This window comes from Vicinamibacteria bacterium (assembly GCA_035620555.1).
In the GTDB taxonomy this organism is placed as follows: domain Bacteria; phylum Acidobacteriota; class Vicinamibacteria; order Marinacidobacterales; family SMYC01; genus DASPGQ01.
The window spans coordinates 1-12295 of the sequence record DASPGQ010000261.1 but is presented as its reverse complement, the minus strand read 5'-3'; the positions used below and the strand labels follow the sequence as shown (position 1 = coordinate 12295).

Below are 12295 nucleotides of genomic sequence, written 5' to 3'. Positions count from 1 at the left end.
GTTGTTCCAGAGGACGCTCTCGGTTCTCGCCGGCGAGGAATTCCAGAGCCCGGCTCAGATCGATCCGGGTCTCGAGATAGTAGTGAGGAATGTCCCGATTCGCACGCGTCATGGGCGCGGCGATGGCGCGGCGCAGCCCCTCCCCCTTAGCGGCCTCTCGAGGCTCCCCCGCTGTCCTCGATCCGAGCCAGAACCTCGCCTACGGGAACCTGACGACCCTCTTTCACGAGGATCTCCGTCACGATACCGTCCTCGAAGACCTCGACCTGGAATGAGGCTCACGATTGGGTCATATCACGCAACCGGACGAGAGGGGGTCACGGCGGGTACGCTTCTTGGTTCCCCGCGGCGCGACTTGCGCGAGGCAGCCGAACCGATCGAAGATTGGAGCTGGCTCGCGAAGCTGGTATCGTAGTCGTTCTCGAAGATCCTGCTGTTGATGGTCATGCTATCCGGCGTCATCGCCGCCGGCGTCCCTCAGAAGGACCAGCTAATGGCGATGTTGCTGTCTCCCGCTCCCGTCCACTGAGAAATCGGTTACTGATGTCGAGGTCCTCGGAGTCACCCGCACTGCGCTACGAGGCCGAGGAGCAGCCGCCGCACCTCGTTTCCGCAGCCCTCGGCTTCCAGGTCGTCCTGTTGATCGTAGCCGGGATCGTCCTGACGCCGATCATCGTGCTGCGAGCCGCCGACTCAACGCACGAGACCATGACCTGGGCCGTGTTCGCGGCTCTACTGGTGAGCGGCCTGACGACCATTCTCCAGGCTCGCCCTATCGGTCCGATCGGAGCCGGTTACATTCTCTTCATGGGGACATCGGGAGCGTTCATCGCCGTGTCCACCACCGCCGTTAGGGAAGGTGGATTGCCTCTCCTGGCGACGCTCGTGGCGTTGTCTGCGCTCGCGCAGTTCGCCTTCTCGGCGCGACTGTCCCTGCTCCGGTCGTTCATCACGCCGACCGTCGGCGGGACGATCGTCATGTTGATCGCCGTGACCGTGTTTCCTATCTGCTTCAGGATGCTGACGTCGGTTCCCGAGCACATCGATCCGGCGTCTGTGTCGGGCCCGGTGACAGCTATCTCGACGTTCGTCGTCGTTCTGGTGGTCTCGCTGTTCACCTCCGGTCGAGTGCGCCTCTGGGGTCCGTTGATCGGCATCGTCGTGGGCACATTCGTGGGCGCCCCGCTCGGACTGGTCGATCTGACGCCGGTTCGTGAGGCGGCCTGGATCGGGGTGCCCTCAATGGGGTGGCCGGGTCTCGACCTGTCCTTCGACGAGCGGCTTTGGGGTCTATTGCCGGCGTTCGTAATCGTCACCATCGTCGGTGCCGTCGAAACCTACGGTGACGCGATTGCCATCCAGCGGGTCTCGGCGCGTACCCGCCGGCCACTCGAGTTCCGATCCGTGCAGGGAGCGGTCGCCGCGGACGGACTAGGAAACTTTCTGTCCGGCTTGGCGGGCACGCTACCCAACACGACGTATTCGACGAGCATTTCGGTGGTCGAGATCACCGGCGTGGCGGCGCGACGCGTCGGGGTGTACGGGGGTATTCTGCTCATGGCGCTGGCCTTCCTGCCCAAGATCTCGGCCTTGCTTCAGGCCGTTCCCGATGCGGTGGCGGGCGCCTTCATCTTCGTCCTGCTGGTATTGCTCTTCGCCCACGGAATCCGGCTAGCGGCGGAGCAGGGGCTGACCTACGAGAACGGATTCGTGGTGTGCATCTCTTTCTGGCTCGGAGTCGGCTTCCAGAATCAACTCATCTTCCACGACCACCTTCCGCTCTGGGCACGCAACTTGCTCGATAACGGCATGACTTCCGGTGGCATTGCCGCGATGCTTCTGACCCTGCTGTTGTCGTTCCGACATCGTTCCCACGATCGCTTGAGGCTCGAACCGAGCGCGGCCAGCATTTCCGATTTGTACGCCTTCCTGACCCGGGTGGCGACGAAAGCCGGGTGGGACAAGGCGGCGATCGACCGCCTGCACCTCGCGGGAGAGGAAGCGCTGATGTTCCTGGTGGACAAGGAAGAGAAACGCGCCAAGCCGTCACCGATCCGCCTCTCCGTGCGCGAGGAGGACGGCTTGCTCGCGCTCGAGTTCGCCGCGGGCCCCGGCGCCGAGAACCTGGAGAACCTGGTCGCCGAGATCGAAGAATCCGAGCGCAGCGTCGAAGAGCAGGCGGCGCTGCGCATTCTCGGCCACCTGGCCGTCGACCTCAAGCACGAGCAGTTCCACGATCGCAACTACCTCGCGTTCCGTGTCGAGTCCACGCCCCTCGGATGACGGAGTCGGCTGCCGGTCAACCGGGACGTGCGAGCCGCGTAGGATGTTCGGTGCCGTGGCGGGACCCGGGATCGCCCGGTCGCCACGGCTCGGCTTTTGCGGTGCTTCGCTGCCGATGTCGCGGCAGAAAGTCTTGGCCGCCGCTCAGCAGGCTGGGCTGTACTTTTTGATCAGCCTGGCAGTAGTCTGGGGCGTGAAATCCGGATCGATCAAATGGGTTCCACGCGGTTTCGCCTGCACGCCGTAGAACGAAGGCTCTGGCGCTTTGTCCGGGGCGACGACTACGACCGCAATGATGGAGTTTGCCGCGCGGCGCCCGAGTGGCTCGTCCTCTGCATCAACAACTTCTGTAACCTCCACTGCAAGATGTGCGACGTCGGTCTCGGCGAGACCGGGACCGCCTTCTATGCGAACTTGATCGGAGACGATCCCCGAAACATGAGCCGGGAGCTATTGCTGCAAGTGCTGGACCAGGCCATTTCGTTCTCCCCGCCACCCCGGGTCGGTTTCGCTTATACGGAGCCGCTTCTCCACCGGGGAATCGTCGACTTCTGCCGCGAAGCGACGAATCGCCGCCTCTACACCAGTATCACCACCAACGGCTATCTCCTCCCTGCCCTTGCGGAGCCTCTGGTGGAGAGCGGTCTCGAGCACATCACCATCTCGGTCGATGGTCCGTCCGAAGTCCATGCGCGGGTGAGGGGCTCGGAAGACTCCTTCGAGCGGCTCTACGTGGGCGTGGAACGGCTTCAGGAAGCCCGGCGGCGCAGAGGTCGAAAAACGCCCCGAGTGCAGTTCTCCTACACCATCACCGATGAGAACTACACCGACATGGTGCGCTTCGTGCGCGACATCGCGCCGCTCACCCCCGATTCGCTCTCCTTCTCGCACCTCAACTTCGTCACCACCGAGATGGCGAATACCCACAACACAGCATTTCGGGACCCGGAGCTTCGGGTGGCGCGGTCGAACCTGGGAACTATGGATCTCCACCGCATCGACCTCGACGCGCTATGGTCCGAGCTCGTCGCGCTCCAGGAGCTCGCCTCCCGAGCGCGCTCATGGGATTTCACAATCGTTCCTGATCTCTCCCGGCGGGAAGACCTCGATGTCTACTACCGCGAGCCTCTTCGATTCGTCGGGGGCCGGCGCTGCACCGACCCCTGGCGCATGATGCTGATCGAGACCGACGGATCGGTGGTACCCGCTCACGGTCGCTGTTTTCACGCCATCATGGGCCGCCTCACCGAGGAGCCTCTCGACGACATCTGGAACTCTTCGAGGCTGGCGAACTTCCGGAAGATTCTGAAGGAGCACGGAGGCACTCTTCCCGCCTGCGCGCGCTGCTGCGGCGTCATCGGCAAGAAGAAAACCAGCGAAGAGAATCCGGATTAGGACTCGCTCCCTGGTGGGGCTTCGAGCGAAAGGCCCGCGGCCGCAAACGCTGCCGCCAATGCACGTTCATAGCATCGGTGGCCTCGACAAATGAGTGCCGTCATCGTGTCCCGCGGAAGTACCCGGTTGTGAAGACGGACGCTCGGACCGCGCGGCCCCGACGTGAGGACGCAGGATGCGACCGCTTGACGGGACCTCGCGCGGCCTCAATAATCGTTGTGCTTCTGCCGATCCCGATCCCGGAGGTATACCGATGAACCGTTTCCCCGCGCTTGTTCTTGCTTTGGCGTCCCTGCTTCCTTCGCTCGCCCTCGGGCAGCAAGGAGAGACGTACGATTACTGGCGTTTCAACCGTGACATCATCCGCTACGGGCAGCAGGCCATCTTCATGTGCAACGGCTTGTTCACATCCAACCGAACGCTCGAGCAGGTGTTTGCCCAGGAGCTCGCTTACCTGCGACAGCCCGTGGGAACGCCCTCGGGCGGCGATTACCACGTCGACTGGGATCGAAAAGCTGTCACCATCGGTGTCCCCGGCGGAACCCCGCCCATGCGAGCCGCATTCCGCGAAGGGCTCGGCTGCATCATCATGGCGCCAGATCAGACGTTCGAAGATCTCGACCGCCTTCCCATTCTGAAGATGGCGCCGCCGCCAGGCGACCCGGCGACCATCCCCTGGCCAGACGGCGACCTCACCGAGAGCAAACCCCTTCCTTCGGAGATCGATGCGGCGGCACTCCAAGCGGCGTCGGACTGGGCCTTCGAGCGTGAGTCTCCCGAGCAGGTGACCTTGAGCCTTCTCATCGTCAAAGGAGGCGACATCCTCCACGAGCGCTACGCGCCGGGGGTCGACCGGACGACGCGAACGCGCACGTGGTCGACCGCGAAGAGCATCGCAGTGACGCTCATTGGCATGCTGGTCGACGAGGGGCGCCTCGCGCTAGACGAGCCGCTCGGCTTCGAGTGGCTTCCCGTGGTCGAGTCACCCGAGACCGACCCTCGTTCTCAAATCACGCTCCGGCACGTTTTGAACATGTCGAGCGGGTTGTATCCCGTCGACAACGAGGGCCTGGAGTATGCGACGGGGTCGGGCCTGGCCTATTGGGCCGGCGCGAGCTCGATCGCGGGGATGCGTAATCGGGGCTTGATTCGCGAGCCCGGCACGTACTGGGATTACGAGAACTACGACACGCTGCTCGCCGTCTATGCGATGAAGCGAGCGCTCGGCGAGGATGCCTACCTGGGCTTTCCCCGAAAAGCTCTTCTCGATCGCATCGGTATGAGGAGCACGCTCGTGAGCGTGGACCGCTTCGGAGACTTCATCTTGAGCAGCCAGGTCTATACCAACGCACGCGACCTGGCGCGATTCGGGCTTCTGTATCTGAACGGTGGTGTGTGGAACGGGGAGCGTCTGCTCTCCCAGGAGTGGATCGATTTCGTCCGGACGCCGGCGCCTTCGACGGCCGGGCGGGGGAACTTCTACGGCGGCCAGTGGTGGCTCGTCCCCGACGATCGAACCGACGTGCCGAAGACTGCCTATTCGACGGCGGGAAATCGCGGGCAATACGTCATCGTCGTCCCTACTCACGATGTCGTCATCGTGCGCCGGGGTCTCGACTACGGCCGGCAAGGCTTCGACCGATGGGACCTCACCCGAGAGGTACTGAAAGCCATCCGAACGACGACCACCGACGCGCAGTTCTAGTAGCGCGAAGAAACGAGACAATCCGCACGACGGCCTCTCCAACGCCAAGGGTTCGGACTTCCAGGAGGAGAGAGACCAACAACCCACCCCTCGAGGGAGAGCCCGTCCTCCGTCGAGCGTCGCACGCGCCGAGTCATGCAGCGGCGCTCGGCTGCATCGGCGCCGTCGCTTCCGGGCCGGTCGTAATCTTCTGAACGAGAGGCTTCAGCCAGAAGAAGGCCAGAGCGGCTGCGGCTAGATCGCAAGCGACCGCGACCCAGAAGACAGGCTCCCACGAGCCGGCGGCCTCCACGAGCCAAGCGGCGCCCCAGCCCGCGAAGATCGACGCGGTCCCTTTAGCCGTGTATTGGATGCCATAGTTCGTGGTGGCGTAGGCCGGGCCGAAAACGTCTCCAATCGCGGCGGGGAATAATGAATAAATTTCTCCCCACGCGAAGAACACGAGACCGGAAAGCACGACGAAGCCAACCGGGTTATGGACGAGGTGGAGGAGCGTGAAGATGCCCGCGGCCTCGAGCGTGAACGCGACGGCCATCGTGTTGTAGCGGCCGATGTGATCCGAGATCCATCCCCAGAACGGGCGGGTCACACCGTTCAGGATGCGATCGAGAATGAGAGCGAGGCCCAGGGCGGTGACTCCGAACGCGAGGATCGTCTTGTCCATTCCGAAATCCGCCGCGATGGGCTTCAGTTGGGCGGTCACCATCAGCCCTCCGAACGCGACCATGGTCATCATCACGTACATCAGCCAGAACGTCGCCGTGCGCACCATTTCCGCGGGGGTATAGCTTCTCTGGCTCTGTACCACCCGGCTGCGCGTGGCCGGGCCCGCCGCACCGCCGGGTCGAAAGCTTACCGGCGGCTTCCGAAGGAACTGAGCGGAGACGAGCACGATGATCCCCTGTACCGCGCCCCAGAAGATGAAAGCGGTTCGATAGCCGCCAGAGTCGATTAGTCTCTGGATTGGGATTATGGTGAGCGCCGTACCGAATCCGTAAGCACCAGCAGTCAGGCCGGCGGCAAGACCGCGGCGATCGGGGAACCACTTGAGCGCGGTTCCCATCGAGGCGCCGTACACCGCTCCCGCTCCAACACCGCCGAGGGCGTACCAAAAGTAAAGGCCTCCGATGGAATCCGTGATGCCCGAGCCGATCCAGCCGACGGCGACCAGTAACGAGCCGACGCTCACGACCTCGCGCGCGCCGAAGCGGTCGATCAGATAGCCTTCGACAGGAACGAGCCAGGTCTCGAAGAGAACGAAGAGCGTGAAGGCGATTTGCACCGCGGAAAGCCTGACTCCCAGGCTCTCGGAGAGTGGAATGGTGAAGAGCGTCCAAGCGTACTGAAGGTTCGCGATGGCCATCATCCCGACGATGGCGGCAACGAGCTGGAGCCATCGATTGGCGGCGTGATTGGACTGCATGGCGCGCGATCATACGAGCGCCCGCTCTTCGAAAACAAGAAGGATTACCGTGCCCCAAACGTCTACGAAGCGGCTTGCGAAACCTCTGTTCGCAATGTACCTGGTCGTTCGGGGGCTGCGGTGCTCCTATCGCTGAAACGGAGGTTCGCTAAGAAGGAGGCTGGTTCAAGATTCTAGAATCTGACGAAGACAGGCGAGCGTCGACGGAAGATTGCCTTCCCAGAGCCAGGAAACTTCGATCCAGAAGCCCGGGACCACACTCGAAGACAGGCGACCGGACGAAAGCGTTTCGGAACGATGGCCTCGCTTGGTCGATGCTTCCCGAAGCACTTCTTTCGGAAACGGTCGACGAACCAGATCTCGGGAATACCGGCCTCCCGATAGCGCGGGAGCTTCTCGCGGTAGTCGAGCGTGGGGTCGCTCTCGGAAACGATCTCCACGACGAGATCGGCCGGACGTTCGAGGCGTCGTTCGGTAAGCCGCTCGAACCGCGCCTCGGTGATGACGAGGATGTCCGGCTCTGGAGACCACTTCGCATCGAGTCGCATCGGGTAGCGTGATCCCCGTACGATGCCCGTTCCTCTCTCATCGAGATAGCCACGAAGGAGCGTCATGAGAAAACTGAAAAGGTCCTCGTGACGGTTGGAAGCGGGAGAGTGCATGATGATTCTCCCGTCGAGGTATTCCCAGTCGCTGTCCTCATCCGCGAGGCGATAGAAATCCTCCTCGCTGACGCCAGGCTTCACCAGGAGATAGGGTGGCTCGAGACCGATCTGCATGCGAGTCATATTACCTACCCTTGCGTCGAGATCGCCTTATCGAGCACGCCGTTTCGCTATAATCCCGGCCCCGCCCTTCATCGGGCCAAGGAGATTCCAAGATGAATCGTCGCAGCTTCTGCCACCGCGGCTTCACCGGCGGCGCCGGAATCCTTCTAGTGGGGACGCCCAGCAAGGCGGGTACGGCTCGGCCGAACTCTCCCCCGGAGCAGTCTCCCATTGAACAGATCCCTGGGGATGTCGCGGCAATCGCCCGCGAGCTCTTCGCCGCCCATGGCCGCGGCGATACGACCGCAATCGACGCGCTGTACTGGCCCGGCGCCACGGTCAGCGTCCGGCTGCGCGGACCTGACGGCCGAGCGACCGCCATGACACAGACGGTGAAGCAGTACCTCGAGTGGTTTGCCGAGCAGCACGCGGCTCGCGAGACGATGGAGTTCGACCTTACCGACGTGGCCGTGCGTCACGCGGGGCCCCTCGCCGATACCTGGGTGACGCTTCGGGTCCATGAAAAACTTCGCGACGGCGGCCGGGTCGAGGTGAACGCGGTCGCGTCGCTCCAACTGTTCCGTGGAGACGAGGCGTGGAAAATCAGCGGCCACGCCTGGCACGCGCTCACGAGCGAACGGTTTCCCGCGGAGCAGCCGCCGAACGTCCGGGAGAGATGACGGACTCGGGAAGATGAACGGAGACTCTACGATGTGGAAAGACATCGGCCGGGCCATCCTCCTGTTGATGCTCGTCTGGGGTGCCAGCAAAACGAGCCACGCCCGCGTTCTCGGTCTGAAGATCGAAGTTCGCGAGACGGTGCTGTCGGGTCGTCCTTTCGGTCTCGCCGGACCCTACGAGAAGCTCAGCGGCACCGTCGAGCTCGCCCTCGATCCTGGTCACCCCGCGAACGCGAAGATCGTGGACCTAGCCCTCGGACAACGCGATGCGAATGGCGAGGTTCGATTCAGCGCCGATTTCTTTCTGCTCAAACCCGTCGATGCCGCGCGCGGGAATGGGGTCTTGTTCTACGAAGCGGGAAACCGCGGCCGAAAGCGAATCCTCACGACGTTCCAGAAAGCGACCCCCTCCGACGACCCGTCGACGGAAGCGGAGCTCGGCGACGGGGCACTGATGGAACAAGGTTTCTCTCTTCTGTGGATGGGGTGGCAGTGGGACGTTCCCGAGGGGCGCATGCGCATGGATATGCCGATCGCGACGAATTCGGGTGACCCCATCCAGGGTCTCGTGCGCGGAAACTTCATCCTCGGCGAACGCTCGGAGACGGCGCCACTCGCCGACCGCGGGCATCGCGCTTACGGCGTCGTCGACCCCGACGATCCCGAGCACCGCATGGCGGTGAAGCGCCATCCCGTGGGTCCGGCCGAGGAGATTCCGCGAGATCGGTGGCGTTTCGTCGACAGCCAGACGGTGGCACTCGACGGAGGTTTCGAGCCAGGTCTCATCTACGACGTCGTCTATCGAACCGAGGACCCGCGCATCGTCGGAACCGGTCTCGCGGGCACTCGGGATCTCGTGAGTTTCTACAAGTACGACCGCGGCGAGAGCAACCCGCTGTCGGGAATCCGATATGCCATCGGTTGGGGTGTCTCGCAGACGGGACGCTTCCTCCGCCATTTCGTCTACGAGGGATTCAATGCGGACGAGGAGGGACGAAAGGTTTTCGATGGCCTCATCGATCAGGTCGGCGGCGCCGGACGAGGCTCCTTCAACCATCGCTTCGGTCAGGCGTCCCGCGACGCTCTCCAGCATTTCAACATCCTTTATCCGGTCGATATGTTCCCCTTCGCCGACGGTCCGTCGATCGACCCGGTCACCGGAGAAGAGGACGGACTCCTCGCGGCAGCAGAGAAGAACGGCACCGTTCCGAAGTTCTTTCACATCCTCACGAACTCGGAGTATTTCAACCGCGGCGGCTCCTTGACGCACACCGACCCGGCCGGCACGCGCGACGCAGAGATACCGGACACGAGCCGCGTCTACTTCATCGCCTCGGCGCCTCATATCGTCGGACCCTTCCCGCCGGCACCGAATCCCGACGCCTCTTTTCTCGGGCGAGCTCCGATGAACCCGCTGAGATACGACGCGGTCATCAGAGCACTCTTCCATGCCCTGACGCGCTGGGTGGTGGAGGACCTGCCACCACCGCCGAGCGCCTATCCGCGTTTTTCGGACGGAACGCTGGCGCCGCCCGAACGTTCGGGATGGCCGAGCGTGCCCGGCTTCGACATACCAAGAGAGCCCCTCACGCCCCACCGGCTCGATTTCGGTCCTCGCTGGCGTGAGGGCATCGTGTCGTTCGAGCCTCCACGCGTGCTCGAGCCCTTCGTCGTGCGAGTGCCCGCGGTGGACGACGCCGGGAACGACCGTGCCGGCATACGCCTCCCCGAGGTGGCCGTCCCCCTCGGCACGATGACCGGTTGGAACTACCGGGATCCCAAAATCGGCGCGCCCGATCGACTCTCGAGCGAGATCGGCTCCTACATCGCGCTGCCGCGGACACGCGACGAGAGGCTCAACACCTCCGATTCGCGTCCGAGCCTCGAGGAGCTCTATCCGAGCCGCGACGATTTTCTGGGCAAGATCACGCGCGCGGCGCTCGAGCTCGTTCAGGCGCGCTACCTCCTGGCGTCCGATCTACCCGAGCTCGTTCACCGGGCTGCCGAGCACTACGACTGGGCTACGGCTTCTCCTCGTTAGGGATTCACCTTCGCCTGGCTGGCATAGCTCGATTTCAGTGTCTCGTGCACGCGCTCGAGGAGACGCTTGGTCGCGTGGATGCCTTCGGCCTCGGACAGCCGATCCCCCTCGTACTCGATACCGACGTAGCCGCGATAGCCAGCGTCGAGGACGATGCGCATCAAGCGCTCGAAATCGAATCGCGTATGATTTCCCGCTTCGTCGAAATCGTACGCTTTGGCGCTCACCGCCTTGGCCCAGGGCATGAGCTCTCGCACGCCGCGATAATTGTCGTACTGCTCCTCTTCGGAGACGCGAAAATTCCCGAAATCGGGAAGCGTGCCCACGCGCGGGTGATCCACGAGCCCCATGACGCCGGCGAGCCATGCGCCGTTACTGGACAGGCCGCCGTGGTTCTCGACGATCACGTTCACATCCTGGTCCGCTCCATACTCGACGAGCCGGCGGAGCCCGTCCGCCGCGAGCTTCATCTGCTCGTCGTAGCTGCCCGCGCTTCTCGCGTTCACCCGGATGGAGTGGCACCCGAGAAACTTGGCGGCACCGACCCATTTGTGGTGGTTCTCCACCGTGCGCGAGCGCGCCTGGGCGTCGGGATCGCCGAGGTCTCCCTCGGCGTCGCACATGATGAGCAAGCTCTCGACGCCCTCACCAGAAGCTCGCCGTCGAAGCTCAGCCAGATAAGTCTCATCCCGCGCCCGGTCGAAGAAGAAAGTATTGACGTACTCGATCGCGGCGATTCCGTAATCGCGCCGCGCGATCACGGGGAAATCCAGAGGATCCAGAGGGCCGCGCAGTACCGATCGCGAGTCGGTGGCAAGAGCCTGGGCGAAGCCCTGACCCAGGCCGTCCCCGAAAAACGATCGGTGAAGCGACCATTGGGCGAGCGAAATACGGAAGAGGGGCTCGTCGGCAGAAAGAGCACTGGCCGGAAGGAAGAGACCGGCAGCGGCACCGAAGAGCTCGAGAAAATGCCGGCGATCCAGGCGGTCTAGATCTAGATCCACTCGTGTATCTCCAAGAAAAGAGTCACGAGTCTATGATCACTCCCCCGGGTTTCGCGACCCCGTCGTGCCAGATGCTAGAATCGGTACTCGCATGCGGCCACTGTTGTTCCTCTTGGCGGCGGCTTCCTGCCGCGCCTCCCCCGAGCCCATGACACCGTTCGACGACGACGTTACATTCCTGAGAGAGAACGTGGACGTCCTCGTCCTGTCCGATGGCGCGGCCAGAGTCGCGGTGGTTCCGGAGTACCAGGGCCGGGTCATGACCTCGACCTCCGGCAGCACGAGCTACGGGTGGCTGAACCGCCCGGCGATCGAATTCGGCGAGAGACAACCGCACATCAACGTCTTCGGCGGCGAAGATCGTTTCTGGCTCGGACCCGAAGGTGGGCAGTTTTCGATTTTCTTCGAAGAAGGTGCCTCCTTCGACCTCGAGCACTGGCAGACCCCGCAGCCGATTGACTGGGGTGCCTGGGAGCTCGCCGAGAGCGACCCCTCACGAGCGAGATTTCGCAAAGCCATCTCTCTGGTCAATTACTCGGGAACCACGTTCTCGCTCGACGCCGAGCGCACGATCCGGGTACTTGCTCGAGACGAGCTCGAGCTCGACGTTCCTTCGGACGTGAGCGTCGTCGCCTTCGAATCGGAGAACACCATCACCAACTCCGGCAACGAGGCATGGGCAAAGGAGACCGGTCTTGTCTCGATCTGGATCCTCGGCATGTTCAAACCCTCGCCCACCACTACGGTCGCCATTCCTTTCGTCAGCGGACCCGAGGACGAGCTCGGTCCCATCGTCAACGACGCTTATTTCGGGAAAGTGCCCGAGGGGCGGCTTCGCATCGGCGAGGGCGTGCTCTACTTCCGCGGCGACGGCGAATATCGGAGCAAGATCGGGATCTCACGCCGACGCGCGCGCCCCTGGATAGGAAGCTACGACTCGAGCGGAGGTGTCCTGACGCTCGTGAACTACACGTTGCCCGACAACGCAGTCGATTAC

11 protein-coding genes are annotated in these 12295 nt (G+C 63.3%); 7 read left to right on the top strand and 4 right to left on the bottom strand.

Translation table 11 applies throughout. The features are described 5' to 3' along the window. A partial coding sequence (locus VEK15_10885; GenBank protein HXV61189.1) for a hypothetical protein occupies nucleotides 1-112 on the bottom strand: 112 nt, incomplete at its 3' end. A gap of 10 nt (nucleotides 113-122) precedes the next feature. On the opposite strand from VEK15_10885, the gene VEK15_10880 reads away from it, so the two are divergent. From VEK15_10880 to VEK15_10865, 4 genes are all read left to right on the top strand, one after another. After that, nucleotides 123-275, top strand: a complete 153-nt coding sequence (locus VEK15_10880) for a hypothetical protein (protein HXV61188.1) — start codon at nucleotides 123-125, stop codon at nucleotides 273-275. Between the two features lie 268 nt (nucleotides 276-543). Further along, nucleotides 544-2283 carry a solute carrier family 23 protein gene (locus VEK15_10875; GenBank protein HXV61187.1) on the top strand — a complete coding sequence of 580 codons (1740 nt, stop codon included), beginning with the start codon at nucleotides 544-546 and terminating at the stop codon, nucleotides 2281-2283. Nucleotides 2284-2496: 213 nt separating this feature from the next. Beyond that, a complete protein-coding gene (locus VEK15_10870) occupies nucleotides 2497-3678 on the top strand; it encodes a radical SAM protein (GenBank protein HXV61186.1) in 1182 nt (393 codons plus the stop codon). A 253-nt stretch (nucleotides 3679-3931) separates the two neighbouring features. Continuing rightward, nucleotides 3932-5383 (top strand): serine hydrolase, encoded by a 1452-nt coding sequence (locus VEK15_10865; protein ID HXV61185.1) that lies wholly within the window; start codon nucleotides 3932-3934, stop codon nucleotides 5381-5383. A gap of 133 nt (nucleotides 5384-5516) precedes the next feature. Here the strand turns inward: VEK15_10865 and oxlT are convergent, their stop codons facing one another. Beyond that, nucleotides 5517-6806 (bottom strand): oxalate/formate MFS antiporter, encoded by a 1290-nt coding sequence (gene oxlT, locus VEK15_10860; GenBank protein HXV61184.1) that lies wholly within the window; start codon nucleotides 6804-6806, stop codon nucleotides 5517-5519. A 173-nt stretch (nucleotides 6807-6979) separates the two neighbouring features. Then, nucleotides 6980-7585 (bottom strand): Uma2 family endonuclease, encoded by a 606-nt coding sequence (locus VEK15_10855; protein ID HXV61183.1) that lies wholly within the window; start codon nucleotides 7583-7585, stop codon nucleotides 6980-6982. A 101-nt stretch (nucleotides 7586-7686) separates the two neighbouring features. Between VEK15_10855 and VEK15_10850 the strand changes: the two genes are divergently transcribed. Then, the gene (locus tag VEK15_10850; protein HXV61182.1) at nucleotides 7687-8253 is read left to right on the top strand and encodes a nuclear transport factor 2 family protein; all 567 of its coding nucleotides are present in this window, start codon (nucleotides 7687-7689) and stop codon (nucleotides 8251-8253) included. Nucleotides 8254-8284: 31 nt separating this feature from the next. Then, complete coding sequence (locus tag VEK15_10845) at nucleotides 8285-10294, top strand: alpha/beta hydrolase domain-containing protein (GenBank protein ID HXV61181.1); 2010 nt, start codon at nucleotides 8285-8287, stop codon at nucleotides 10292-10294. Here the strand turns inward: VEK15_10845 and VEK15_10840 are convergent. Beyond that, nucleotides 10291-11298, bottom strand: a complete 1008-nt coding sequence (locus VEK15_10840) for a sugar phosphate isomerase/epimerase family protein (GenBank protein HXV61180.1) — start codon at nucleotides 11296-11298, stop codon at nucleotides 10291-10293. The two genes, VEK15_10845 and VEK15_10840, sit on opposite strands and share 4 nt — an antisense overlap. A gap of 91 nt (nucleotides 11299-11389) precedes the next feature. On the opposite strand from VEK15_10840, the gene VEK15_10835 reads away from it, so the two are divergent. Further along, nucleotides 11390-12295 (top strand): DUF6786 family protein (locus tag VEK15_10835; GenBank protein ID HXV61179.1); only part of this gene is annotated, 906 nt, incomplete at its 3' end.